The organism is Streptomyces sp. NPDC059906, from assembly GCF_042730645.1.
GTDB lineage: Bacteria > Actinomycetota > Actinomycetes > Streptomycetales > Streptomycetaceae > Streptomyces > Streptomyces rubrogriseus.
This window is the reverse complement of record NZ_JBHWKU010000001.1, coordinates 495,727-519,882: the sequence shown is the minus strand read 5'-3', so window position 1 is coordinate 519,882 and position 24,156 is coordinate 495,727. Positions and strand designations below refer to the sequence as shown.

Below are 24,156 nucleotides of genomic sequence, written 5' to 3'. Positions count from 1 at the left end.
CTCAGGAGGTACACGATGTCCACAGCACCCGTCGAGCCGCCCCGCGGCGACCTTCCGCTGATCACGGAGGCGAACCGCATCATGGACCGCAGTCCGGGCTACCGCGTCGAGATCATCGAAGGCCAGCTCACCGCGACCCCGCCACCGGACGGCCCGCACGCCGCAGTCCTGACCGACCTCATCCTGACCTTCGCGGCCGCGGGCCTACACGGCCCGGAATCGAAGGTGGTCCAGGGCATCGGTCTCTGGCTGCCCATGGACGCCGAGGACTACGCGATCCCCGACCTGGCGATCGTGGACGCCGACATCGACGACCACCTCATCGAGAACAACTGCTACGCCCCGGTCTGCTTCCGCCTCGTCCTGGAGGTCACCTCCAGCAACTGGAGGAACGACCTCAAGGCCAAGGTCACCGCCTACGCCGCCGCCATGGTCCCCGTCTACGTGATCGTCGACCGCAAGCACCAGCGCCTCCACGTCCTCACCGACCCGGACTGCGCCGACTACTACACCCACCGCGTCCACTCCCCCGGCGAGACCGTCACCCTGCCCGACTCGCTCGGGGCCGAGGTCACCCTGGACGTCGCCGAGGTCCTTGCCGCCGGACGGCCGAAGAGCGCGCCCGGCGAGGGCTGACAATCAGCCGTTCCGGGCGACGATCGTCCTAGCCTGACGCCATGTCAGATGACGAGTCGTACGAACTGCTCGGGTTCGACAACGTACTGCTGCCCGTCGGTGACCTCGCCGAGGCCGTCGGGTTCTACGAGCGGGCCGGGTTCCCGGTCGCCTACCGGCTCGACGAGGCCGGGATCGCGCTGCTGAAGGTGGGCGCCGAGACGCCGGGGCTGCTGCTGCGCGCGGAGGAGGAGTTCGGGCGGCAGCCGCCGATGTGGCCCTCCGCGCGGGTGTGGCTGGAGGTGACCGACGCCCGGGTCGCCGCCCACGCGCTGAAGGACGCCGGGGTGCCGCCGCTCGACGAGCCGTTCCCCGTGGCCACCGGCTGGACCGTCGAGTTCGCCGACCCGTGGGGCAACGTCATCGGCCTCACGGACTACTCCAAGCGCCCGGAGCTGGGCCGCCGTCCCTGAGAAGAACTCCCGCTTGAACGTGTTCAAAAACAGGTCTACAGTCAGTCCTGTCAGCGTTTTGAACGCGTTCAAGAAGGGGTGGGGCATGGACCGCACCGTCATCGCCTACGTCATCTACCTGGCCGTCAGCATCGGTCTGACCGTCTGGGTGGCCCGCACGCTCAGCCGCAACGGACGGGTCTTCCTCGCCGACGTCCTGCACGGCAACGAGAAGCTCGCCGACGCCGTCAACCACCTCCTGGTGGTCGGCTTCTACCTCGTCAACCTCGGCTTCGTCGCCCTCTACCTGAGCGACGACGAGACCATCACCGACACCCGGGGCATCTTCGAGGCGCTCTCGACCAAGCTGGGCGTGGTGCTGCTGGTGCTCGGCGTGATGCACCTGGGCAACGTGTACGTGCTCAACAAGATCCGGCGGCGCGGCCTGATGGAGCGCGAGCAGCTGCCCCCGGTCCCGCCGCAGGGCTGGGTCGCCCCGACGGCCGGGGCCTGAGCCGATGGCTCCCGCTCCCGGGACGACGGCCGGCGCCCCCGTGCGCCGGCTCACCGTCCTCTACGACGCCGAGTGCGCCCTGTGCACCCACGTACGGGACTGGCTGCTGCGCCAGCCCCGGCTGGTGCCGCTGGAGCTGGTCCCGGCCGCGTCGGAGGAGGCGCGCAGACGCTTCCCCGGGCTCGACCACGGGGCCACCCTCGACGAGGTCACCGCCGTGGGCGACGCCGGGCAGGTCTACCGGGGCGCCGCCGCCTGGGTGGTGGTCCTGTGGGCGCTGCGCCGGTACCGCAGGCTCGCCCACCGGCTCAGCACGCCCAAGGGCGCCTGGCTGGCTCGGGGGGCTGTCCTGGCCGCCGCCAAGTGGCGGGGCGGGCAGCGGCAGTGGGGCGGCAACGGGTACCGCCGGGCCGACGGCTGGGTGTACGAGCCCGGGCTCGGGTGGATCTACGCGGGGCCGGGCTGTGCCGACGGGGTGTGTGGTTCCGAGAGGTAGGCAGTGAGTGGATGCGTGCGAGGCGAAGGGTGGCTACCCAAGCCGGGCGACCAGCCGCAGCAACGCAATTCATCTGGCTTGCACGTCGACTGCGCCCAGCGCCAGGATGTGGCGGAGCACAGCGCGAATCGGGGCACGTGGTTGATGTCGATGTCGGCGATGCCCACGTCGTGGCAGTCCGATCTCCTCAACCTCCTTCCTCTCTGGTGCCGCCGTGCTTGGCAAGGCATCAGGGCTCCATAATCAGCGCAGCGCTTTGCGCACCTCATGGACGGTGGGCCGATCCCCGGGATGACGGCTGAGCATCGCGTCGATCAGCTCACCGAGTTGACCGGGTACCTTCACGGAGCGGCGCTTGCCTCTCGCCACTGCCTCCCGCTGAACCGGACGCGGAGCATCATCCGCGTACTCGACCGCTCGCCAGCCGGTAGCGGAGATGAGGAAAGAGGCACCGAGTGCGTAGATGTCGGCTTCCTGAGTCGGTTCGGCGGTCCCGGTAGCGAGGACGCTCTGAGCGATCTCCGGAGCCTCGTAGTGGACGAGGCAGCCACGGAACGGGAAGTCGTACCCGTTAGGCACTTGACCGCCGTGGGCGAGGGCAAGGTCGATGAGGTGTGTTCGATCCGGCCCGATGATGAAATGAGCGGGCTGTACATCACCGTGCGCCCAACCCGCCGCGTGGAGTTCGGCGAGCGCTTCGACGCAACTCAGCGCCGCACTGACGTGCGGCGTGACGGTCGAGTCGGCGGATCGGCAGGGTTCCCACAACCGGTGCAGATCCGGGCCGTCGTGCCACGGCTGGAAGTTCCACGTTCCCTGCTCCCACTCGCCGTAGGCCACGTCTGGGGAGCCCAGGCGGTGCAGGATGGCGCCCTCGCGGGCCGGAGCGAGTGCGGTCCAGGGCTGGGCAGGCCAGTCGGCCGTGGCCTCGATCGGGTACCCGAGTTTCACGGCGTACCGGCCTCGATGGCTCTCGATCTCCCAGACGGTTGAGCCGCGACGGTTGAGGACCACACGCTGAGCTGTGGGCATGAGTGCATGCAGCACCACGATCGGGAGTTCGGGGTTTGAGCCGGACAACGTCTCTTCTCCTTCCTGGCGCGAACGCGGCCAACCGCGAAAAGGGGTCGGCCGCGTTCGCGTGAGCCGATGGCTATGCCTGGCCGTACGGTCGCCCGCAGTCGGAGTCGCACTGGGCCAGATTCTCGCCGTTCACGGTCCAGAGGTCATCGAAGACCATGAACCCGGCGGCCTTCATGGCGCGCGCCGAGGCAGCGACCATTTCCGGGTCGCGGGCGCCCCCGCTCGGCTTCGGGTTGTGGTGCAGAAAGCGGCCCGCGTACTTGTCGCACAGCTCGGCGTACTCCTTCGTGTGCAGGATGAGCGCATGCAGACCGAGGTCCACGTCGTCCGACGGAACCACGGGCACCGTGGCGGTGGCAGCGGTCACGAGGAACGCCACCGCCTGGTCCGCGATCCGCGCGGCGCGCTCGGGCGACTGGCCGTTGTGCACGACCACGAAGTGGCCGAGGCTCTCGAACAGTTCCTCACCAGCCACCGTGCGACCGGTCTTCTGATCGTTCGCCGTTGCCGTCATGTGCGTTCTCCTTCTGTGAGGCGGTGGATGGAGGCCGGCCCGAGCGGGGTGAGGAGCCGGGATTGGCACCCGTTCGGACAGGCCGGCCTACTTGCCGATGGCGAGAGTCATGCCGATCACCAGCCCGCACGATCCACTGATGCCGATGGTGAACAGGACTCCGGCGTACCGGCCGATGGCGCGCATCACAGCCCGACCCGGCTGTTGCCGTTCCGCACGGCCAGGCGAACGCTCAGTTCCTCGCGTGCACTGAGTGCTACGACCTGGTCCGGCATGGCATCCCACTCGGCGCCGCCACGGACGGGCCGCATCTGCACACGGCCACCGATCCGGTCCATAACTACGCCGATACGTCGCCTGACGTTGTCCCTGGCCAGGCCACCGATGGCTGGTCTGGTCTGCTGGTTGCTCGCCATGCACAGGAGCATCGCGATTGGCAGCGCGGTCCTAAAAGGTCCGGCTGATTACCCAACTTGGGTAACATCGCGGCTAGTAGAGAATCCGCGACGTTGCGTAGCCCTCGCAGTGTGGGAGCTTGCCCAATGCCCGACGCCGACCGGCCGCAGGAACTGCCTGCCAGGCTGCTCACCGATCCCGAGATGATCAACGCATGCCGGTTACGCGACTTCGCGAGGGTCTTCCGGCTTGTGAAGACCAGAGCGGGCATCTACCCGTCGATGATCGCGAGACGCTGCGAACTCACGCCCAGCCGCGTCGGCGAAGTCATCACTGGACGCCGGCACCTGCTGCACATGGAAGTCATCGAGCGTATCGCGGACGGTTTGCGCATTCCAGGTCACATGCTGGGTCTTGCACGCCGATCGTGGGAGACTCCCCAGGCACTCGTCGCGACCGAACGTGAGGCGCATCAGCCGTCGGAGCCGGAGCACGAGGCACCGACATCACTGCCAGGTCCGGACGTGGACAGCATCTTGGCTCTGGCCACCCGGACAAGCCTCAGCCCCGCGACCCTTGAAGCGTTCAGGTCCTCCATCGAGGACTACTGGCGCCGGGACAACCAACACGGTGGGGAGCCTCTGAGGCCGGCCATCGTGGGCCAGTTGCGGCACGTGGTCGGACTGTTGAAGGAGAACCGGCCGTCGTCCATCCAACACGGCCTGTACGGCATCGCAGCCGAGCTTGCCCGCCTCACCGGCTGGACCTACTTCGACGCACGGCAGTACAACCAGGCCCGCGCGTACTTCACAGAGGCCCTGCACCTGGCCAAGGAGATCGACGACCGACAGTTCATGGCCAACGTCCTCGCCTGCATGAGCTTGCAGGCGACCTACCAGGACAAACCCGCGGACTCCCTTGCCCTCGTGACAGCCGCGCAGGACCAGGCCCGCTCTGCCATCGGTACCACCCCACGGGTCCTTTCCATGCTGTCCATGCGCGAGGCGTTCGCCCATGCCACCTTGGGCAGCCAGGCCCGAACTCACGAGGCGATCAAGGAAGCCCATCGGCAGTTCGAACGGATCGGTCAGACCGACCCGGACCCGGCATGGGTGTCCTACTTCGATGAGCCGAAGCTCATCGTGGATACGGGGATCGCTCACGGACGCCTGGGCGAGGCGGCCACCGCGGAGCCCTTGATCGCGGACGCCCTTCGTCGCGAGGACCACAGCAACCAGCGCGGCCGAGCGTTTCACGCGTTCTGGCTGGCGCGTACCCAGCTGGACCAAGGGAAGCTCGATCAGGCGTGCCAAACCGCTACCCAAGCACTTCAGCCCGCCTCAGCGGTGGCCTCCGAGAGGGTGTCCGGCCACCTCAGAGAGTTCTACGACCAGTTGGCCCCGCACAGGCAAGAGCCCGTAGCCCTCGCCTTCGAGGCGCGGCTACGGGAGGCCCTTCCCTTGGTCAGCGGATCGACTCGTCCATGAGCAAGTACAGGAGGCCGACGAGGGACCCGCTACTCACGACTTCCCGGCGGTCGATCATGGCCCGCACCTCTGAGAGGGGAATCCACTCGACCCGGTCGGACTCGTTCTTCTCCGTCGGCGGCCCGGCGTAGGTCGCGCCATCCATGCGGAAGACGTGATGCTGCGAGTCGGTGATCCCGTTGGCCGGTTCCGCATAGATCAACGACTTGACCGGTCCGGGGCGCCAGCCTGTCTCCTCCAGGACTTCGCGCGCCGCCGCCTCCTCCGGGGTCTCGCCTTCCTCGACCAGGCCCATGGGCAACTCCCAGGCCCAGGAGTCGGTGATGAAGCGATGCCGCCACATCATCAGGACCTCTTGGCGGTCGTTGACCACGGCGGCCACGGCCAGGTGCCGGAGCCGAACGACGTGATACTCCCACCTGCGCCCATCAGGCTGCTGAACGTCAACCAGACACAGATTCACCCACTGGTTGGTGTAGATCTGCCGCTCTCCATGGGTCTTCCATTCCATGAACGCCGCCCTCCTCATGCGATGCAGCCCAGCATCCCAGACCGAGCCCACACCGAGCACCTCGTTCACGTCGATGTGACGAAAACAGAAGAAGCGCCTGAGCGTCAGCCGCACCACCTCAATCCCGCAAGGAGGTGTGCACCGCATCATCCGTCGGCGCTTTCGTTCATCGCCACTGCCCCGCTGCCCTACTTCACCGAGTGGTGACTTGCGAATCGCCAAGACGCAACTGCGCCAACAACACTCCATGGGTGCGCCTATTCAAGGTCCCGTACACCAATCCCTCTCCCCACATAGAGGAATGACGATTCGTACTAACGTACCCATACCGCCTGATAGTGCAATTTCGGTACGATGACCGCCATGCAGCTCCGATTCCAGTACCGCGCATACCTGACGCCTGGCCAGTGCATCAGCGCTGCCCGCGTGTTTGGGTGTAAACGCGTGGTCTGGAACGATGCACTCTCCCTCCAGAAGCCACGGAAGGCAGCGAACAAGTGCCTCGGCAATCCAAGGCACCGCACTGCCGAGGGGCCGTACCTGCAGATCCCGAAGGCCGCCGAGCTGGGCAAGCTACTGATCACCTCCGCGAAGAAGAGTTCTGAGCGGGCATTCTTGACTGACGCTCCGGTCGGCGTCCTTCAACAAGCACTGCGTGACCTGGACAAAGCCTGGAAGGCTCATGAGGACTCCAAATCCGGCAAGCGCAAAGGAGGACGGGTCGAACCACCCCGGGCGAAGTCCCGCAAGGACAACCGGCAGACCGCTCGGTTCACGGTCTCCGATCATTTCAAGATCACAAAGGACGGCAGACTCCGACTCCCCAAGATCGGAAACGTGCGGGTCAAGTGGTCCCGCGACCTGCCCTCAGCTCCCTCGTCGGTGACATTGATCAAGGACCGGTCGGGGCGGTACTGGGTCTCCTTCGTCATCGAAAGCGACCCTGTCGCCGACGCCCTTCCGACCGTTGACGGGGATCAGGGTATCGATTTGGGGCTCTCCCGATTCGCTGTCCTCGCGGACGGTACACACATCGCCAGTCCGAAGTACTTACGGCGAGCGGAGAAGAAACTCAAGCGGCGACAGCGGGAGCTGTCCCGCAAGAAGAAAGGCAGCAGCAATCGGGACAAAGCCCGTATGAAGGTCGCTCGCGCTCACGCGGCCGTGGCGGATGCGCGCCGCAACTTCCACCACCAGTGGTCCCACAAGCTGACGGGCGAGAACCAAGCCGTCTTCGTGGAGACCCTGAACGTGCGTGGGATGGCGCGTGGCCGCCTGGCCAAGAGCGTCCACGACGCGGGCTGGGGGCAGTTCGTGTCCTTTCTGGCGTACAAGGCGACCCGGCGCGGACGACAGATCGTCAAGATCGCTCGCGACTTCCCGTCCTCCCAGATCTGTTCCGCCTGCGGACACCGGGACGGACCCAAACCACTGCATGTGCGTACCTGGGCTTGTTCACGACCGAAGTGCCGAGCTCAACACGACAGGGACTGGAACGCGGGCAAAAACGTCCGCAACGAAGGCCGCCGCATCCTCACGGCACCGACACCACCCACCCCCGGACCGGGGGCCTCACGCCGGTAACGGCATGAGTAAGCGCCTGCGGAGCGCGCATGAGACCAGGCAGCAGCCCGGCAGCGCACGCAACCCCCACCCGTGTGGGGAAGAAGCAGGAACCCGTCCGAAGCGAATTGGTCGCCACTCACTGGGACCAACCGCAGACGGAGAATCCCATGCCTGCCAAGGCGATGGGAGGAGGTCAATGGATAGGCTCTGGACCCGTGCCTGCGACCCACGACGGCCCCGACGACGGTGCCCACCTCAGCAAGTCCGAGCAGACCCGCGCGCTGATCCTGGAGACGGCCATGCGGCTGTTCCAGGAACGCGGTTACGACCGGACCACGATGCGGGCCATCGCCCAGGAGGCCGGGGTCTCCGTCGGCAACGCGTACTACTACTTCGCCGGCAAGGAACACCTGATCCAGGGCTTCTACGACCGGATCGCCGCCGAGCACCGGGCGGCGGTCCGCGAGGTGCTGGCCAGGGAGACCGACCTGGAGGCCCGGCTGGCGGGCGTGCTGAAGGTCTGGCTGGACATCGCCACGCCGTACCACGAGTTCGCGGTGCAGTTCTTCAAGAACGCCGCCGACCCGGACAGCCCGCTCAGCCCCTTCTCCCCCGAGTCGGAGCACGCGCGCGTGGAGGCCATCAGCATCCACCGCGCGGTGCTCGCCGGAGCGAAGACCAAGGTGCCCGAGGACCTGCGGGACATCCTGCCCGAGCTGATGTGGCTGTCCCAGATGGGCCTCGTCCTGTACTGGATCTTCGACCGCACCGAGGGCCGCGAGCGCAGCTACCGCCTCGCCGAGCGCGGCGCCCGGCTCACCGCGCGGGGCGTCGTGCTGGCCCGCTTCCGGGTGCTGCGCCCGCTGGTGCGCGAGGTGCACGAGCTGTTCACGGACTTCCTGCCGGGGATGACGAAGATGATGCCGGACCCCGCGAGGAAGCCGACGCGGGATGCCGGTCCTCAGGCCTGACGGGACGCCAGCTCGATCACCGTGATGTCCGAGGGCGCCCCCACGCGCGTGGGCGGGCCCCAGGCGCCCGCGCCGCGGCTGACGTACAGCTGGGTGTCGCCGTAGCGCTCCAGGCCCGCCAGGGTCGGGTTGGCGGCGCCCGCGATGAGGTTGCCGGGCCAGAGCTGGCCGCCGTGGGTGTGGCCGGAGAGCTGGAGGTCGACGCCGTGGTCCACGGCGTCGTGGATCTGCACCGGCTGGTGGGCGAGCAGCACGCAGGCACGGGAGCGGTCCCGGTCGCCCAGGGCCTTGGCGTAGTCGGGGCCCTGGCCCTCGTCCTCGCCGGCGATGTCGTTGACGCCTGCCAGGTCGAAGTGGGGCAGCTCGGTGCGGGCGTTCTCCAGCGGGAGCAGCCCGAGCCGCCGCACCTCGGCGACCCACTGCTCGGCGCCGGAGAAGTACTCGTGGTTGCCGGTGACGAAGTACGCGCCGTGCCGTGCCTTCAGCCGGGCCAGCGGGGCGGCGGCCGGGCCGAGGTCCTTCACGCTGCCGTCCACCAGGTCGCCGACGACGGCGACGAGGTCGGGCTGTGTTGAGTTGATCGTGTCGACGACCTTCTGCGCGAAGCCCCGGCCGAGCACCGGGCCCAGGTGGATGTCGCTGACGACGGCGATGCGGAAACCGTGCGCCGCGCGCGGGAGCTTGGCCAGCGGCACGGTGACCCGCTTCACCTTCGGGCCGTTCAGCACGCCGTACGTGCCGTAGCCGACCGTGCCGACGGCCGCCGCGGCGGCGGCACCGGCGACGACGCGGGAGACGAAGAGGCGGCGGGAGGGGACGGCGAGGGGGCTGTCCTGGGACGGGGCTTCGGTACCGGGTACCTCGGGCGTCTTCGGCGGGGCCGTGCCGGCCGGTATGCGCGAGGTGTCCGCGGCCGGGGCGACCGAGGGCTCCGCCCCGGCCGTTCGCCGCGCGGCCGCCCGGCGCTCCAGGAACCGCCGCAGCAGCGGCCGGACGACCTCGCCCGCGAGCACCGCGAGGAGCAGGTAGATCGACAGGGCGAGCCACAGGAAGCCCGGCCAGGCGAGTACTCGCTGGAGCCAGAACGGGGCGCCCGCGCGCTCGGCGACCAGCGCCCCGACCGCCAGCAGCCAGCCCCCGGCGATCACCGCCGCGCCGATCCGGCGCACGGGGCCCGGAGCGCTGGTCGTGTCACGGAACAGGCGCCGCCACACGTACCAGTTGGCCGTCACGAGGACGCCCACCGCCACCAACGCGACCAGCGCGAAGACGACCACCATGCCGTCGTATCCCCTCGGTTGTGATGTCCTCGACGCCTATGACGTTCGGCGCAGTGCGCGCACGCCGCGCAACCCGATGAACCCGACGACCGTCCCCAATACGAAGGAGACGATCGCGAGCAGCAGGTGCACCCAGAAGTACGCCGTGGGGTCGCCGTCCTCGAAGGCGAGCCCGCTGCCGTCCTTGACCAGGTTTTTGACGAAAGTGATCCAGATGATCCAGCTCCACACCCCGAAAGCGAGCAGGAACCAGGAGACGGGGCGGCTGAGTTTCACAAAAACGGACCTTTCCTCACAACGCCGTACACCCGAGACCGGCCGGGGGTCCGGGGGTTGTCCCCCGGATGAGCACGGCATGGTTTCAGTATCGCCGCACGCTGTCCGGATCCGTGCGCGGGGTGGGGAGGGGGGTGGGACCGACCCGATCGCGAGGGGTACGTTTCCGCTCGTGCCCGCTCCCAAGAAGGCCCTCAGGCGCTCCCTGACGGTCACCTCCGCCGCCCTGACCGCTCTCGCCCTCCTCTCCCCCGCCGCGCTCGCCGCCCCGAGCCCGTCGACGAGTCCGTCGGCCACTCCGCCGGCGTCGATGTCCATCGTGGGCGGTGCGCGGCTCGGGAAGCCCGGCACGCAGGTGGACCTGGCGGGCGGGGCGCCCGTGCTGCCGAAGGACCTCACGGCCCGGTCGTGGATCGTCGCGGACGCCGAGTCGGGCGACGTGCTGGCCGCGCACAACGCGCACTGGCGGCTGGCCCCGGCGAGCACCCTGAAGATGCTGTTCGCGGACACGCTGCTGCCGAAGTGGCCGAAGACCACCAAGCACAAGGTGGTCCCCTCCGACCTCGCGGGCATCGGCTCCGGGTCCAGCATGGTGGGGATCAAGGAGGGGGAGACCTACACCGTCCACGACCTGTGGCTCGGGGTCTTCCTGCGGTCCGGCAACGACGCGGTGCACGTGCTGTCGGCGATGAACGACGGCGTCGAGAAGACCGTCGAGGACATGAACGCGCACGCCGAGGAACTGCAGGCCCTCGACACCACCGCCGTCAGCCCCGACGGCTACGACATGCCGGGGCAGGTGTCGTCCGCGTACGACCTGACGCTCTTCGCCCGTTCGGGGCTGCAGAAGAAGGACTTCCGCGAGTACGCCTCGACGGTCCGCGCCAAGTTCCCGGGCGAGACCACGAAGAACAAGAAGGGCAAGACGTCCCGCGAGTCCTTCGAGATCCAGAACACCAACCGGCTCCTGGCCGGTGACTCCGACGTCGAGGTCTACCCCGGCATCGCGGGGGTGAAGAACGGCAACACCACCAACGCGGGTTCCACCTTCACGGGCGTCGCCGAGCGCGACGGCCGGGTGCTGCTCGTCACCGTGATGAACCCGGCGAAGGACGAGCACAACGAGGTCTACAAGGAGACCGCCCGGCTCTTCGACTGGGGCTTCCAGGCGGCCGGCAAGGTGCGGCCGGTGGGGGAGCTGGTGGGGCCGCGGAGCGCCACTGCGGCGAGCCCCTCGGCGGAGGCCTCCGGTGAGGCCGGCGGCACCGGTAAGGGCGCCGCGGGCACGAAGCCGGTGGCGGGCGCCCCGGCCGGGAACGGGGCCGGCGGGGCCGGGGTCGCGGCCGGTATCGCCGCGGGGGTGCTGGTGCTGCTCGCGGGCGGTGGGTTCCTGATCAACCGGAAGTGGCCGCTGCCGGACCTGGTCCGTCGCCGGACCCGTCCGTGACGTCCGCGTCGCCCGGCTCCCCCAGTTCCTGCGCCTTGCTGCCCGTCGCCGTCCAGGAGGCGCAGAACAGCACCAGCTTCGCGGTGAAGTTGATCCACAGCAGCAGGGCGACGGGGACGCCGAAGGCGCCGTACATGCTCTTCGCCGCGACTCCCTGGATGTAGCCGCTGAGCAGCAGCTTCAGCAGTTCGAAGCCGACCGCGCCGATCAGCGCGGCCACCACCAGGCGGCGGCGCTCGGGCTGGACGCCGGGGAGCAGGGTCAGGACGTACAGGAGCAGCAGGAAGTCGGCGAGCACGGCGACGGCGAAGGCGGCGACGTAGAGCAGGACGCCGCCGACCCCGCCCTCGGCGAGGCCGATGGTGCGGATGATCCAGCCGACCAGCGCCGAGGCGACGGTGGAGATGCCGACGGTGATCAGCAGCGCGCCGCCGAGGCCGACGAGGACGCCCGCGTCCTTGGCCCGGTGCAGGACCGGGTTCTCCTCCTCGTCGGGCAGCTCCCACACGGCGCGCAGACAGCCCCGGGTGGCCTCGATCCAGCCCATGCCGGTGAACAGCAGCAGGAGCGCGGAGATCACACCGACGGTGCCGGCGTTGTCGACGAGGCCCTGGATGTTCAGCTGGTCGGAGATGCCGGGGATCTGCTCGGCCAGCTTGTCCTGGAGCTTGTCCTGCTGCTGCTTGGTCAGCGTGGCGGCGGCGACGGCGGCGGCCAGGCTCAGCAGCGGGAAGAGCGCGACGAAGCTGGTGAAGGTCATGGCGGCGGCCAGCCTGGACCACTTCACCCGGTCGAGACGCTCGTAGGAGCGCCACGCGTGCGTGGTCATCAGGCGGGCGAGCCACGGTCCCACGACGGGGAGCTTCTTCAGCCAGTCCATGATCCGACCCTGCCCCCGCTCGACGCGTTCCATGATCCCGAGGGCCCTCCGGATCCGGCCGCGGACCGGAAGACCAGTGTTCTTGTGCCCCAGAAGCGCAGGATCGTGCCCAGGATCATGCCGACCCCGGCGCCGGAGACCGTGTCGGCGCGCTGCGAGGTGAGGCCGAGCCCGTAGTGGCTGACGGCCAGGCAGAGCAGTTGCACGGCGGCGCCGGCGGCGTTCACGGCGAAGAACACGGCGTAGGGGCGCAGGCCCCGGGGGCGGCCGAGGTGGCGGTAGGTGCCGAGCGCGTTGCCCGCGTAGGCGACCGAGCAGCCCGCGACGAAGGAGAGGGCCTTGGCGGTGAGCGGGTCGAGTCCGGCCGGGCCGCGCAGGCAGGTGAAGAGGCCGAGGTCGACGGCGTAGGCGAGCAGGCCGGCCGAGGCGAAGCCCAGCAGTTCGCGCCGGTCGGCTACCAATTGGCCACCGCCAGGCCGTACATCGCCAGCCAGACCACGCCGATCAGCGCGAGGGCGCGGTCGCGCAGGACGACGTCCTCGGGTTCGCCCGCGGTGCCGCGGTCGGCGAAGACGGCGTAGCGCAGGACGGCGAGGACGAAGGGGATCACGGAGAGCTGGCGCCAGGGCAGCACGCTGGTGTGCGGGACGCCGCCCTCCTCCATGGCCCACAGGCAGTAGCCGAGGACGGCGGCCCCGGCGGCGAGCTGCCAGACGAAACGCAGGTAGCCGGTCGTGTACTCGGTGAGCAGCGCGCGCGTGGCGCCGTCCTTGCCTGCCATCTGCACGGCCTCGGAGTAGCGCTTGGCGGCGACCATGAACAGGGCGCCGAAGCCGGTCGTGATGAGGAACCAGCGCGACAGGGGGATGCCGAGCGCGAGTCCGCCGATCATCGCCCGCATCAGGAAGCCGGTGGTGACGACGGCGAGGTCGACGACCAGGACGTGCTTGAGGCTGACGCAGTACGCCAGTTGCATGGCGAGGTAGGCGGTCAGCAGGGCCGCGACGGGCGCGGGGCACAGCCAGGCGGCGAGGACGGGCGCGAGGACGCCCAGGGTGCCTCCGACGGCGTGGGCGAGCGGCACCGGGACGTCTCCGGCGGCGACCGGGCGGTGCCGTTTGACGGGGTGGGCGCGGTCGGACTCGGCGTCGCGGGCGTCGTTGACCAGGTAGACGGCGGCGGCGCAGGCGGTGAACAGGACGAAGACGAGGGCGAGCCGGCCCAGCGCGTGCACGGAGAACAGTTCGCCGGCGGCGGCCGGGGCGGCGACGACCAGGACGTTCTTGACCCACTGGCGGGGGCGCGCGGTGCGCAGCAGCCCGGCCGGGATCCGTCTCGCGCGGCGCGGCGGGTCGGGCTCCCGCTGCTGTTCGGGGGCGCGTTGGCGCAGGACGGCGGTGTCGGTGACGGCCGTGTCAGTCACGGGTGCCTCCGCGCACCCAGCCGGTGCCGAGCCGGGCCGTGAGCGCGCCCAGGGCGGCGCCCGCGGCGACGTCGGAGGGGTAGTGGACGCCGACGACCAGCCGGGAGGCGCACACCGCCGCGGCGAGCGGCCAGGCGGCACGCACCCCGAGGGTGCCGAAGACGACGGCGGCCGCGGCGGCCGAGGTGGCGTGGGAGCTGGGGAAGGAGTGCCGGCCCGCGGTGCGCACCAGGGGGACGACGTGCGCGGGGCGGGGGCGGCGCACGACCCGCTTCACGCCCATGCTGACGACGTGGGCGCCCGCGGTGAGGGCGGTGCCGCGCAGCCAGGCCGTGCGCCGGGGCGCGTCCACGGCGGCCGCCGTGAGGCCCGCCGCGAGCCACAGCGCCCCGTGCTCCCCCGCCCAGGACAGGGCGCGCGCGGCTCCGGCCACGCGCGGGTCGGTTCCGCGGGCCCTGAGCGCGCTGACGATCCGGTGGTCCATGTCCTCGAGGTCGTCCATGTGGACTCACTGTCCACGCCCGCGGCACGCGAGAGCGGGCACACCGGAGCGACATACCATTAATCACCCGTTTCAGGGATGCTCCGAATGTTTTGGAACTAATCATTCACACATGGAGAGACGGGGCGATACGGTCACCGCCATGTCTGCCGACACCGTTCCCGACGCCGACTGGGGCACCGTCACCGGCTGGGGCCGCACGGCGCCCACCGCGGCGCTCGTCGTCCGTCCGCGGACGTACGAGGAGGCGGCCGCCGCCGTCCGGGACTGCGGGGTCCGCGGCGGCATCGCCCGGGGGCTCGGGCGGGCGTACGGGGACGCGGCGCAGAACGCCGGGGGTGCCGTGCTCGACATGACGGCCCTGGACCGCGTGCACGCCGTCGACGTCGCGGGCGGCACCGTGCTGTGCGACGCGGGCGTCTCCCTGCACCGGCTGATGGAGGTCCTGCTGCCGCTGGGCTGGTTCGTGCCGGTGACGCCCGGCACCCGCTACGTGACGGTCGGCGGGGCGATCGGCGCGGACATCCACGGCAAGAACCACCACGTGTCGGGGTCCTTCACGCGGCACGTGCTCTCCCTGGAGCTGCTCACCGCCGACGGCCGGGTCCGCACCGTCGCCCCGGGCACGCCCCTGTTCGACGCGACGGCGGGCGGCATGGGGCTGACCGGCGTGATCCTCACCGCGACGCTGCGGCTCCAGCCGGTCGAGACGGCGCTGATGTCGGTCGACACCGAGCGGGCCGGCGACCTGGACGACCTGATGGCCCGGCTGACCGGCACCGACAACCGCTACCGCTACTCGGTCGCCTGGATCGACCTCCTCGCGCGCGGCCGGGCGACCGGCCGGGCGGTGCTCACCCGCGGCGACCACGCTCCGCTGGACGCGCTGCCCGCCCGCTCGCGCGCCCGGCGCGCGCCGCTGGCCTTCCGCACCTCGCGCCTCCCCGCGACCCCCGACTTCCTGCCGGGCGGACTGCTCAGCCGTACGACGGTGGGCCTGTTCAACGAGGTCTGGTACCGCAAGGCCCCCCGGGAGAGCCGGGGCCGCCTCCAGCGGATCTCCGCCTTCTTCCACCCGCTGGACGGCGTCCCGCACTGGAACCGGGTCTACGGCCGCGAGGGCTTCGTGCAATACCAGTTCGTCGTCGGGCACGGCCGCGAGGAGGCCCTGCGCCGGATCGTGCGGCGCATCTCCGCCCGCCGCTGCCCGTCCTTCCTCGCCGTCCTCAAGCGCTTCGGCGCGGCCGACCCCGGCTGGCTGTCCTTCCCCGTCCCGGGCTGGACGCTCGCCCTCGACATCCCGGCGGGCCTGCCCGGGCTCGGCGCGTTCCTGGACGAGCTGGACGAGGAGGTCGCTCACGCGGGCGGCCGGGTCTACCTCGCCAAGGACTCCCGGCTGCGTCCCGAACTGCTCGCCGCGATGTACCCCCGCCTGGACGACTTCCGCGCCCTGCGCGCGGAGCTGGACCCGCGCGGGGTGTTCGTCTCCGACCTGGCCCGCCGCCTCGCCCTGTGACTCCCCCGCCACCCCCGACCTGTCTGGAGCAGTCGTGAAGGACGCCTTCGGCCTTCCCCAGTCCCTCCTCGTCCTCGGCGGTACCTCCGAGATCGCGCTCGCCACCGTGCGCCGCCTGGTGGCCCGCCGCACCCGTACGGTGTGGCTGGCCGGGCGCCCCTCCCCCGCCCTGGACGCGGCCGCCGGGCAACTGCGCGACCTCGGCGCCGAGGTGCGCACGGTCGCCTTCGACGCGCTGGACCCCGAGTCCCACGAGGCGGCGCTCGGCAAGGTGTTCGCCGAGGGGGACATCGACCTGGTGCTGCTGGCCTTCGGCATCCTGGGCGACCAGGCGCACGACGAGCGCGAGCCGCTGAACGCCGTGCGGGTCGCGCAGACCAACTACACCGGCGCGGTCTCGGCCGGGCTGGTCGCCGCCCGCTCCCTGCAGGCGCAGGGGCACGGCTCGCTGGTGGTGCTCTCCTCCGTCGCCGGTGAGCGGGCCCGCCGCGCCAACTTCATCTACGGCTCCAGCAAGGCCGGCCTGGACACCTTCGCGCAGGGCCTGGGCGACGCGCTGCACGGCACGGGCGTGCACGTCATGGTCGTACGCCCCGGGTTCGTGCGGTCGCGGATGACGGAGGGGATGGCGCAGGCGCCGCTGGCCACGACGCCCGAGGCGGTGGCCACGGCCATCGAGCTGGGGCTGCGGCGGCGTTCGGAGACGGTGTGGGTGCCGGGCGCGCTGCGGGTGGTGATGTCGGCGGTGCGGCACCTGCCGCGGGCGGTGTTCCGGCGGCTGCCGGTGTGACGTCCGGCTGCCGGTGTGACGTCCGGCTGCCGGTGTGACGTCCGGCCGCCGGTCCGAGGCGCGGCTGCCGGTCCGGGGCGCGGCTACCGGGTCGGCAGGGAGCCGGTCTCCACACGGCCGGCCTGCGGGGGCACGGTGGCGCTTCCGAAGGGGAACTCGCGGAGCTTGCGCCAGACCGCGTCGGCGCCCTGCTCGTACAGCGCGAAGCCGGTGCAGGGCCACTGGGCCTCGTAGTCGGACAGCTCCTCGTAGGCGCGGTCCATCGCCGCCTCCCCGATGGCGTGCGCCACGGTGACGTGCGGGTGGTACGGGAACTGCAGTTCGCGGGGGACGGGGCCGGACGCGTCGCGCACCCGCTTCTGCAGCCAGGAGCAGGCCGCCGCGCCCTCGACCACCTGGACGAAGACGACGGGCGACAGCGGCCGGAAGGTCCCGGTGCCGGACAGCCGCATCGGGAAGGGCCGGCCGCGCGCCGCCACCTCCGCCAGGTGCGCCTCGACCGCGGACAGCACGGCGCCGTCGACCTCGGTCGGCGGCAGCAGGGTGACGTGCGTGGGGATGCCGTGAGCGGCGGCGTCGCCGAAGCCCGCGCGCAGCTGCTGGAGCTTGCTGCCGTGAGGCTCCGGGACCGCGATCGACACGCCGATCGTTACGGTCCCCACTTCGTCTCCTGTCGTTGTGTGCCCTTCGGTCGGACACCCGGATATCGACTGTACGGCCACCGCCGTGCCGTGGGCAGGCGCAACCGGAGTGATGTGCAGCGCTACGGCGGCATGCCGGGGCGCACGGACGGTGCCGGGACTGCCGCGGCGGCGGCACTCCCCGGCGGTGTCGCGGGTCAGTGCTTGGCGGGGAGGAAGCCCACCTCGTCGTACGCCCGGGCGAGGGTCTCGGCGGCGACGCTCCTGGCCTTCTCCGCGCCCTTGGCGAGGATCGCGTCGAGCGTCTCCGGGTCGTCCAGGTACTGCCGGGTGCGCTCCCGGAAGGGGGTGACGAACTCCACGACGACGTCGGCGAGGTCCGTCTTCAGCGCGCCGTAGCCCTTGCCCTCGTACTTCCGCTCCAGCTCCGCGATCTCGGCGCCGGTGAGGGTGGAGTAGATCGTCAGGAGGTTGCTGACGCCGGGCTTGTGCTCGCGGTCGAAGCGGACCACGGTGTCGGTGTCCGTGACCGCGCTCCGCACCTTCTTCGCGGTGGCCTTCGGCTCGTCAAGGAGGTTGATCAGGCCCTTCGGGGTGGCCGCCGACTTGCTCATCTTGGCGGTCGGGTCCTGAAGGTCGTAGATCTTCGCCGTCTCCTTGAGGATGTACGCGGTCGGGACGGTGAAGGCCTCGCCATAGGTCTGGTTGAAGCGGTCCGCGAGGTCGCGGGTCAGCTCCAGGTGCTGGCGCTGGTCCTCGCCGACGGGGACCTGGTCGGCCTGGTACAGCAGGATGTCGGCGACCATCAGCATCGGGTACGTGAACAGGCCGACGGTGGTGCGGTCGTTGCCCTGCTTGGCGGACTTGTCCTTGAACTGCGTCATCCGGGAGGCCTCGCCGAAGCCGGTGATGCAGTTCATCAGCCAGCCGAGCTGGGCGTGCTCGGGGACGTGGCTCTGCACGAACAGGGTGCAGCGGTCCGGGTCGAGGCCGGCCGCGAGGAGCTGGGCGGCGGCGACGCGGGTGTTCTCGCGCAGCTCCTTCGGGTCCTGCGGGACCGTGATCGCGTGCAGGTCGACGACCATGTAGAACGCGTCGTGGGTGTCCTGCATGTCGACCCACTGGCGGACGGCGCCGAGGTAGTTGCCGAGGTGGAACGAGCCGGAGGTCGGCTGGATACCGGAGAGCACGCGGGGACGATCGTTGGCCATGTTCACCATTCTCTCAGGCTTCGCGGGGCGGTCGGGCACTGGTTCGGAACAGGGGGGCTCCATTCCGGGCCCGGCGGTGTAACAAGGGCGGGGACGGAGGGGCGGGGACGGAGGGGGTACGGCGTGCGGTGGTGGGCGGGGGCCGGGGCGGCGATGGCCGCGGTGCTCTGGGCTGGGGTGCCGGGGACCGCGGTGGCGGACGGTGCGGCGCCCCTGGTGGATCCGGACGTGGCGGTGATCGTGTGGACCGGCACGGGGCGCACCACGTCCTGGCACGCGGGTGAGCGGGACTTCGACCGGCTGCGCAGCCTGCTCGACCCGTCGTACTCGGGATCCGAGCCGGTGCCGGAGGACTGGACGCGGGACCGCCGTCCGCCGGTGCGGTTCACGGTGCTGTGGGGGCTGACCGGGGTCGGGGGGTGGCCGCAGACGGAGCGGGCGCCGGGCGGGGACGTGGCGATGCTGCGGCAGGACCAGCTGTTCCTGGCCGAGGACGGCACGCCGTGGGTGCGCACCGATCCGGCGCCGGACGTGGCGGACGACGACATCCGCTGGCACCGGGTGGACCGGGACACCTACGCCTGGCTGGTCGACGAGGGCTTCTTCGCGAAGGACGGGACCGGGGGCACGGCAGCGGACGGCGGGGCGCCGGGCGGGGTGTGGTGGGCCGCCGCCGGGCTCGGGGCGGGCGTCGCGGGGACGCTGCTGGTACGCCGCGCGGCGGGCCGGTACCGGACCGGGCCGCCGCGCGGGGAGCCGCGTCAGGAGCTGATCGACCTCTAGAGCCTCGCGGCCGGCTCAGCCGAGGTCGATCTCCGGGTACAGCGGGAAGCCGGCCACCAGGTCGGTGGCGCGGTGCGAGATCTCGTCGGCGACCTTCGCGTCGAGGACGTGGGAGGCCTTGGAGGGGGCGCCGGACTTGGTGGTGCCGGGCTCGGTGGCGGTGAGGACGCGGTCGATGAGGCCCGCGACCTCGTCCATCTCCGCGGTGCCGAGGCCGCGCGTGGTCAGCGCCGGGGTGCCGATGCGGATGCCGGAGGTGTACCAGGCGCCGTTCGGGTCGGCCGGGATGGCGTTGCGGTTGGTGACGATGCCGGAGTCGAGCAGGGCGGCCTCGGCCTGGCGGCCGGTGAGGCCGTAGGAGGAGGCCACGTCGATCAGGTTGAGGTGGTTGTCGGTGCCGCCGGTCACCAGGGTGGCGCCGCGCTTGGTCAGGCCCTCGGCGAGGGCGCGGGCGTTGTCCACGATGCGCTGGGCGTAGTCCTGGAAGGCGGGCTGCCGGGCCTCGGCGAGGGCGACGGCCTTCGCGGCCATGACGTGCGGGAGCGGGCCGCCGAGGACCATCGGGCAGCCGCGGTCGACCTGGTCCTTGAGCGAGTCGTCGCACAGGACCATGCCGCCGCGCGGGCCGCGCAGCGACTTGTGCGTGGTCGTCGTCACGATCTGGGCGTGCGGGACCGGGTCGAAGTCGCCGGTGAGAACCTTGCCCGCGACGAGACCGGCGAAGTGCGCCATGTCGACCATGAGGGTCGCGCCGACCTCGTCGGCGATCTCGCGCATGATCCGGAAGTTCACCAGCCGGGGGTACGCGGAGTAGCCCGCGACGATGATCAGCGGCTTGAACTCGCGGGCGGAGGCACGCAGGGCCTCGTAGTCGATGAGGCCGGTGGCCGGGTCGGTGCCGTAGGAGCGCTGGTCGAACATCTTGCCGCTGATGTTGGGGCGGAAGCCGTGGGTGAGGTGGCCGCCCGCGTCCAGGGACATGCCGAGCATCCGCTGGTTGCCGAAGGCGCGCCGCAGCTCGGCCCAGTCGGCGTCGGTCAGGTCGTTGACCTGGCGGGCGCCGGTCTTCTCCAGGAAGGGCACCTCGACGCGGGCGCCCAGGACGGCCCAGAAGGCGACCAGGTTGGCGTCGATGCCGGAGTGCGGCTGGACGTAGGCGTGGCGGGCGCCGAACAGCTCGCGCGCGTGCTCGGCGGCGAGGGACTCGACGGTGTCGACGTTGCGGCAGCCGGCGTAGAAGCGGCGGCCGATGGTGCCCTCGGCGTACTTGTCGCTGAACCAGTTGCCCATCGCCAGGAGCGTGGCCGGGGAGGCGTAGTTCTCGGAGGCGATCAGCTTGAGCATCTCGCGCTGGTCGGCGACCTCCTGACCGATGGCGTCCGCGACGCGGGGTTCGACGGCTCGGATGACGTCGAGCGCGGCTCGGTAGGCGGTGGACTCGGGGGAGATTTCAGCGGGCAAGGGGTCCTCCGGACGTCGGTATCAGCGTTCGCGGTACGGATGGCCCAGGCGCACGGCTCTCGGTGTTCCGGGGCCGCTTCCCGATGGTTCGTCCCATCCCAGCGCGCCAGTCACGGCCCGGGGCCAGGCTACCGGGTGGGGCGGGGGCATGCCGTGGGTGTCCGTGATGCGGAAAGGCGTCGGTTGAACGCGATCGCGGGCGCGCCCGGCATCGGCCGGACGCTACGGCAGCGCCCGGCACAGCGCGTCCAGGGCGCCCGTCCAGGCGTGGTCGGGCGGGGTGCCGTAGCCGACGACCACCGCGTCCGGCGGGTCGGTCGTGGCACTCGGGTGGCGGAAGACGGACAGGCCGTGCAGGCCCAGGCCCTGCCAGGCCGCCGATCTGAGTACCTGCTGCTCGGTGCCGGGCGGCAGACCGAGTACGGCGTGCAGACCGGCCGCGATCCCGGCGACCCGCACCTCGGGGTCCCGGCCGGCGAGGGCCGCGACCAGGGCGTCCCGGCGGCGCCGGTACCGCAGGCGGGAGGCGCGGACGTGCCGGTCGTAGGCCCCGGAGGCGAGGAACTCGGCCAGCGTGAGCTGTTCCAGCACGCCGCAGGTGTCCAAGCCGCCGCGCGTCGCCGTGACCTCGGCGGCGAGCCCCGGCGGGAGCACCGCCCAGGCCAGTCGCAGGCCGGGGGCGAGGGACTTGCTGGCGGTGCCGAGGTAGACGACGTGGTCGGGGGCGAGTTGCTGGAGGGCGCCGACGGGCTGGCGGTCGTAGCGGAACTCGCCGTCGTAGTCGTCCTCCAGGATCAGGGCGCCGGTGCGCCGCGCCCAGTCCACGACGGCCGCCCGGCGGTCGGGGTGCAGCGGCACGCCGGTCGGGAACTGGTGGGCGGGGGTGAGCAGCACGGCGCCCGCGTCCGTGAGCGCCCCGGGGTCGGCGCCCCGGTCGTCGACGGGCAGCGGGACGGTCCGCAGACCGGCGGTTTCGAGCAGGTCGCGGTGGACGTGGAGGCCGTACGACTCGACGGCCACGGTGCGCACGCCACGCGCCCGCAGCACCGCGGCCAGTACCACCAGGGCGTGGGCGACGCCGCCGCAGACCAGCAGATGGTCGGGGGCGGCGCGCACGCCCCGGGCACGGGCGAGGTAGGCGGACAGCGCGCCGCGCAGTTCGGGGCGGCCGCGGGGATCGCCGTAGCCGAAGGCGTCGTTGGGGGCGGCCGTGACGGCGCGGCGGGCGGCTCTGAGCCACTCGACGCGCGGAAAGCCGGCGAGGTCCGGGCTGCCGGGGCGCAGGTCGTGGACGGGCCGGGCGGGCTCCCGGGGGCGCCGGGCCGCGGCTTCGGCCGGCGGGGCGGCGACGCGGTCGGCGACGCGGGTGCCCGAGCCCTGGCGCGCGGTGAGCCAGCCCTCGGCGACGAGGTCGGCGTAGGCGTCGGCGACGGTGTTGCGGGCGATGCCGAGGTCGGCGGCGAGGACGCGGGAGGAGGGCAGCCGGGTGCCGGGGCCCAGGCGGCCGGTGCGGACGGCCTCGCGCAACGCGTCGGTGAGGCCGCGGCGCAGGCCCGGACCGGTGGGTTCGAGGTGCAGGTCGACGCCGAGAGTGGCCCAGGAATTCGCCATGGAAATGGACCATACCGCTGGGCTGTTTCCTTCCTAGGGTCGACGGCATGACGACACCCACCGATGACACGAAGACCACGGGCTACGCCGCCGAGGTACCCGTCCGGCTGAACTGGTCCCAGCACGCCCCCGAGGTCTACAAGGCGATGATCCGGCTCGACACCGCCGCCAAGCGGGGTCTGGACCCGGTGCTGTACGAGCTGGTGAAGATCCGCGCCTCGCAGATCAACCACTGCGCCCTCTGCCTCGACATGCACACCAAGGACGCCCTGGCCGCCGGCGAGAGCGTGGAGCGGATCGTGCAGCTGGCCGCCTGGGAGGAGTCGCGGCACTTCTACACGGAGAGGGAGCTGGCGGCGATCGAGCTGACCGAGGCGGTCACCGTGCTGACCGACGGTTTCGTGCCGGACGAGGTGTACGAGAAGGCCGCGGGGTACTTCGACGAGCCCGAGCTGGCGCAGCTGATCGCCGCGATCACGACGATCAACGCCTGGAACCGGTTCGGCGTGACCTGCCGGATGACGCCGGGCCACTACACGCCCGGCGGGCACGCGTGACGGCACGCACGCAGCTCCTGGACCGGGAGGTCGCCAAGGCGCTGTCGGCGCTGAGCGCGGCGGCCAAGAAGGGGCTCGGCGACCCCGTGCTCGCCGAGTTGGTGATGATCCGGGCCTCGCAGCTCAACCACTGCGCGTTCTGCCTGGACATGCACCTCACCTCGGCCCGCAGGAACGGGGAGGGCGAGGAGCGCCTCGGTCTGCTCGCCGCCTGGGAGGAGGCGGAGGACCTGTACGACGGGCGGGAGCGGGCCGCGCTCGCGCTGACCGAGGCGATGACCGTCCTGACGGAGGGCTTTGTGTCCGACGAGGTGTACGCGGAGGCCGCCGTACACTTCGACGACGGTGAACTGGCCCATCTGATCGGGCTGATCGCCGTCATCAACAGCTGGAACCGGCTGATGGTCAGCCGCAGGGTCCCACCGGGGGGTTACACACCGTGAGTCATGCCGCCGCGTTCCGCGCCCTGCACCACGGCCGGGTCCCGGACGACCCCCTCGTCCTGCCGGGTCCCTGGGACGCGGCGAGCGCCCGGGTGTTCGCGGAGGCCGGGTTCCCGGCGCTCGCGACGCCGAGCGCCGGGGTGGCGGCCTCGCTCGGGTACGAGGACGGGCAGACCCCGGCCGACGAGATGTTCGCGGCGGTCGCGCGGATCGTGCGCGCCGTGGACGTGCCCGTGTCGGCGGACGTCGAGGGCGGCTACGGTCTGGCGCCGAAGGAGCTGGTGGAGCGGCTCCTCGAGGTGGGCGTGGTCGGCTGCAACCTGGAGGACTCCACCGACGAGGGGCTCAAGGACCCGGCGGAGCACGCCGATTGGCTGGCCGGGGTGCGGGAGGAGGCCGGTGACCGGCTCTTCCTGAACGCCCGGATCGACACGTTCATCCGGGGCGTCGACGATCCGGGAGCGGCGATCGAGCGGGCCGCCGCCTACGTCGCCGCGGGCGCCGACTGCGTGTATCCCATCGCCGCCCCCACCGCCCTGCTGCCGCTGCTGCGGTCCGGGATCCAGGGGCCGGTGAACGTGTTCGCGCGGCCCGGGCAGGGCCCCGCACCCGCCGAACTCGGCGGGCTCGGGGCCACCCGGATCACGTTCGGGCCCGGCCTGCAGCGGCATGCGGAGCAGTCGGTGCGGGAGGCCGCGGCAGGGCTCGCGGGCCGGCCCGCGAAGTGAGG

The 24,156-nt window shown here is 71.2% G+C and carries 28 protein-coding genes and 1 riboswitch; of the genes, 14 read left to right on the top strand and 14 right to left on the bottom strand.

Annotation, left to right across the window (positions count from 1 at the left end; translation table 11 throughout):
• Window positions 1-15 precede the first annotated feature (15 nt).
• The 4 genes from ACFV9J_RS02545 (at window position 16) to ACFV9J_RS02530 (ending at window position 2,077) form a co-directional block, all read left to right on the top strand.
• Window positions 16-636: a Uma2 family endonuclease gene (locus ACFV9J_RS02545; RefSeq protein WP_385348639.1), complete on the top strand. Its 621-nt coding sequence runs from the start codon at window positions 16-18 to the stop codon at window positions 634-636.
• A 41-nt stretch (window positions 637-677) separates the two neighbouring features.
• Window positions 678-1,088, top strand: a complete 411-nt coding sequence (locus ACFV9J_RS02540) for a VOC family protein (protein WP_385348635.1) — start codon at window positions 678-680, stop codon at window positions 1,086-1,088.
• An 85-nt stretch (window positions 1,089-1,173) separates the two neighbouring features.
• Entirely contained in the window at window positions 1,174-1,581 is a 408-nt protein-coding gene (locus ACFV9J_RS02535) for a hypothetical protein (protein WP_115746561.1), read from the top strand.
• A gap of 4 nt (window positions 1,582-1,585) precedes the next feature.
• Complete coding sequence (locus ACFV9J_RS02530) at window positions 1,586-2,077, top strand: thiol-disulfide oxidoreductase DCC family protein (protein WP_385348631.1); 492 nt, start codon at window positions 1,586-1,588, stop codon at window positions 2,075-2,077.
• 243 nt (window positions 2,078-2,320) lie between these two features.
• Here ACFV9J_RS02530 and ACFV9J_RS02525 read toward each other — a convergent pair whose 3' ends face one another.
• The 3 genes from ACFV9J_RS02525 to ACFV9J_RS02515 all read right to left on the bottom strand — a co-directional run bounded on the left by ACFV9J_RS02525 (window position 2,321) and on the right by ACFV9J_RS02515 (window position 4,090).
• Entirely contained in the window at window positions 2,321-3,157 is an 837-nt protein-coding gene (locus tag ACFV9J_RS02525) for a protein kinase (protein WP_385348628.1), read from the bottom strand.
• A gap of 73 nt (window positions 3,158-3,230) precedes the next feature.
• On the bottom strand, window positions 3,231-3,674 hold the full coding sequence (locus ACFV9J_RS02520) for a glycine-rich domain-containing protein (protein WP_385348625.1): 444 nt from the start codon (window positions 3,672-3,674) through the stop codon (window positions 3,231-3,233).
• A 185-nt stretch (window positions 3,675-3,859) separates the two neighbouring features.
• Window positions 3,860-4,090, bottom strand: a complete 231-nt coding sequence (locus ACFV9J_RS02515; protein WP_385348622.1) for a hypothetical protein — start codon at window positions 4,088-4,090, stop codon at window positions 3,860-3,862.
• A 126-nt stretch (window positions 4,091-4,216) separates the two neighbouring features.
• Between ACFV9J_RS02515 and ACFV9J_RS02510 the strand changes: the two genes are divergently transcribed.
• Window positions 4,217-5,557 (top strand): helix-turn-helix domain-containing protein, encoded by a 1,341-nt coding sequence (locus tag ACFV9J_RS02510; protein WP_385348619.1) that lies wholly within the window; start codon window positions 4,217-4,219, stop codon window positions 5,555-5,557.
• Here the strand turns inward: ACFV9J_RS02510 and ACFV9J_RS02505 are convergent.
• On the bottom strand, window positions 5,535-6,068 hold the full coding sequence (locus ACFV9J_RS02505) for an NUDIX hydrolase (RefSeq protein WP_385348883.1): 534 nt from the start codon (window positions 6,066-6,068) through the stop codon (window positions 5,535-5,537). The genes ACFV9J_RS02510 and ACFV9J_RS02505 overlap by 23 nt on opposite strands.
• 363 nt (window positions 6,069-6,431) lie before the next feature.
• Here ACFV9J_RS02505 and ACFV9J_RS02500 point away from each other — a divergent pair, with 363 nt between their 5' ends.
• Complete coding sequence (locus tag ACFV9J_RS02500) at window positions 6,432-7,652, top strand: RNA-guided endonuclease InsQ/TnpB family protein (protein ID WP_385348616.1); 1,221 nt, start codon at window positions 6,432-6,434, stop codon at window positions 7,650-7,652.
• Window positions 7,653-7,849: 197 nt separating this feature from the next.
• Complete coding sequence (locus ACFV9J_RS02495; RefSeq protein WP_385348613.1) at window positions 7,850-8,605, top strand: TetR family transcriptional regulator; 756 nt, start codon at window positions 7,850-7,852, stop codon at window positions 8,603-8,605.
• Here ACFV9J_RS02495 and ACFV9J_RS02490 read toward each other — a convergent pair.
• Together ACFV9J_RS02490 and ACFV9J_RS02485 are read right to left on the bottom strand one after the other, a co-directional pair.
• The gene (locus tag ACFV9J_RS02490; RefSeq protein ID WP_385348610.1) at window positions 8,596-9,885 is read right to left on the bottom strand and encodes a metallophosphoesterase; all 1,290 of its coding nucleotides are present in this window, start codon (window positions 9,883-9,885) and stop codon (window positions 8,596-8,598) included. The two genes, ACFV9J_RS02495 and ACFV9J_RS02490, sit on opposite strands and share 10 nt — an antisense overlap.
• Window positions 9,886-9,921: 36 nt before the next feature.
• Window positions 9,922-10,161 (bottom strand): SCO4848 family membrane protein, encoded by a 240-nt coding sequence (locus ACFV9J_RS02485; RefSeq protein ID WP_271319975.1) that lies wholly within the window; start codon window positions 10,159-10,161, stop codon window positions 9,922-9,924.
• A 172-nt stretch (window positions 10,162-10,333) separates the two neighbouring features.
• Here ACFV9J_RS02485 and ACFV9J_RS02480 point away from each other — a divergent pair, with 172 nt between their 5' ends.
• Window positions 10,334-11,608: a D-alanyl-D-alanine carboxypeptidase family protein gene (locus ACFV9J_RS02480; protein WP_385348607.1), complete on the top strand. Its 1,275-nt coding sequence runs from the start codon at window positions 10,334-10,336 to the stop codon at window positions 11,606-11,608.
• Here the strand turns inward: ACFV9J_RS02480 and ACFV9J_RS02475 are convergent.
• The 4 genes from ACFV9J_RS02475 to ACFV9J_RS02460 are packed head-to-tail and all read right to left on the bottom strand — an operon-like array spanning window position 11,556 to window position 14,413.
• A complete protein-coding gene (locus ACFV9J_RS02475) occupies window positions 11,556-12,488 on the bottom strand; it encodes a YihY/virulence factor BrkB family protein (protein ID WP_385348604.1) in 933 nt (310 codons plus the stop codon). The two genes, ACFV9J_RS02480 and ACFV9J_RS02475, sit on opposite strands and share 53 nt — an antisense overlap.
• The gene (locus ACFV9J_RS02470; protein ID WP_385348601.1) at window positions 12,476-12,949 is read right to left on the bottom strand and encodes a GtrA family protein; all 474 of its coding nucleotides are present in this window, start codon (window positions 12,947-12,949) and stop codon (window positions 12,476-12,478) included. The genes ACFV9J_RS02475 and ACFV9J_RS02470 overlap by 13 nt, the downstream gene beginning before the upstream one ends.
• The gene (locus ACFV9J_RS02465; RefSeq protein ID WP_385348598.1) at window positions 12,943-13,911 is read right to left on the bottom strand and encodes a decaprenyl-phosphate phosphoribosyltransferase; all 969 of its coding nucleotides are present in this window, start codon (window positions 13,909-13,911) and stop codon (window positions 12,943-12,945) included. The genes ACFV9J_RS02470 and ACFV9J_RS02465 overlap by 7 nt, the downstream gene beginning before the upstream one ends.
• A complete protein-coding gene (locus ACFV9J_RS02460; protein WP_385348595.1) occupies window positions 13,904-14,413 on the bottom strand; it encodes a phosphatase PAP2 family protein in 510 nt (169 codons plus the stop codon). Before ACFV9J_RS02460 ends, ACFV9J_RS02465 begins: the two co-directional genes overlap by 8 nt.
• Before the next feature lie 142 nt (window positions 14,414-14,555).
• Between ACFV9J_RS02460 and ACFV9J_RS02455 the strand changes: the two genes are divergently transcribed.
• Together ACFV9J_RS02455 and ACFV9J_RS02450 are read left to right on the top strand one after the other, a co-directional pair.
• The gene (locus ACFV9J_RS02455; RefSeq protein WP_385348592.1) at window positions 14,556-15,929 is read left to right on the top strand and encodes an FAD-binding protein; all 1,374 of its coding nucleotides are present in this window, start codon (window positions 14,556-14,558) and stop codon (window positions 15,927-15,929) included.
• A gap of 34 nt (window positions 15,930-15,963) precedes the next feature.
• On the top strand, window positions 15,964-16,719 hold the full coding sequence (locus ACFV9J_RS02450) for a decaprenylphospho-beta-D-erythro-pentofuranosid-2-ulose 2-reductase (RefSeq protein ID WP_385348589.1): 756 nt from the start codon (window positions 15,964-15,966) through the stop codon (window positions 16,717-16,719).
• Between the two features lie 83 nt (window positions 16,720-16,802).
• On the opposite strand, the gene ACFV9J_RS02445 is transcribed toward ACFV9J_RS02450, so the two are convergent.
• Window positions 16,803-17,381 (bottom strand): 2'-5' RNA ligase family protein, encoded by a 579-nt coding sequence (locus ACFV9J_RS02445; protein WP_385348586.1) that lies wholly within the window; start codon window positions 17,379-17,381, stop codon window positions 16,803-16,805.
• Between the two features lie 176 nt (window positions 17,382-17,557).
• Window positions 17,558-18,577, bottom strand: a complete 1,020-nt coding sequence (trpS, locus tag ACFV9J_RS02440) for a tryptophan--tRNA ligase (protein ID WP_385348880.1) — start codon at window positions 18,575-18,577, stop codon at window positions 17,558-17,560.
• A 117-nt stretch (window positions 18,578-18,694) separates the two neighbouring features.
• On the opposite strand from trpS, the gene ACFV9J_RS02435 reads away from it, so the two are divergent.
• Window positions 18,695-19,354, top strand: coding sequence for a hypothetical protein (locus ACFV9J_RS02435; protein WP_385348583.1), 660 nt, complete (start codon window positions 18,695-18,697; stop codon window positions 19,352-19,354).
• 15 nt (window positions 19,355-19,369) lie between these two features.
• On the opposite strand, the gene ACFV9J_RS02430 is transcribed toward ACFV9J_RS02435, so the two are convergent.
• Entirely contained in the window at window positions 19,370-20,815 is a 1,446-nt protein-coding gene (locus tag ACFV9J_RS02430; protein WP_385348580.1) for a glycine hydroxymethyltransferase, read from the bottom strand.
• 35 nt (window positions 20,816-20,850) lie between these two features.
• Window positions 20,851-20,939: riboswitch (ZMP/ZTP riboswitch) on the bottom strand.
• 98 nt (window positions 20,940-21,037) lie between these two features.
• Window positions 21,038-22,426: a PLP-dependent aminotransferase family protein gene (locus ACFV9J_RS02425; protein WP_385348577.1), complete on the bottom strand. Its 1,389-nt coding sequence runs from the start codon at window positions 22,424-22,426 to the stop codon at window positions 21,038-21,040.
• 47 nt (window positions 22,427-22,473) lie between these two features.
• Between ACFV9J_RS02425 and ACFV9J_RS02420 the strand changes: the two genes are divergently transcribed.
• The 3 genes from ACFV9J_RS02420 to ACFV9J_RS02410 are packed head-to-tail and all read left to right on the top strand — an operon-like array spanning window position 22,474 to window position 24,154.
• Window positions 22,474-22,983 carry a carboxymuconolactone decarboxylase family protein gene (locus ACFV9J_RS02420; RefSeq protein WP_385348574.1) on the top strand — a complete coding sequence of 170 codons (510 nt, stop codon included), beginning with the start codon at window positions 22,474-22,476 and terminating at the stop codon, window positions 22,981-22,983.
• Entirely contained in the window at window positions 22,980-23,426 is a 447-nt protein-coding gene (locus tag ACFV9J_RS02415; protein WP_385348572.1) for a carboxymuconolactone decarboxylase family protein, read from the top strand. The genes ACFV9J_RS02420 and ACFV9J_RS02415 overlap by 4 nt, the downstream gene beginning before the upstream one ends.
• Entirely contained in the window at window positions 23,423-24,154 is a 732-nt protein-coding gene (locus tag ACFV9J_RS02410) for an isocitrate lyase/phosphoenolpyruvate mutase family protein (protein WP_385348569.1), read from the top strand. Before ACFV9J_RS02415 ends, ACFV9J_RS02410 begins: the two co-directional genes overlap by 4 nt.
• Window positions 24,155-24,156: the final 2 nt, after the last annotated feature.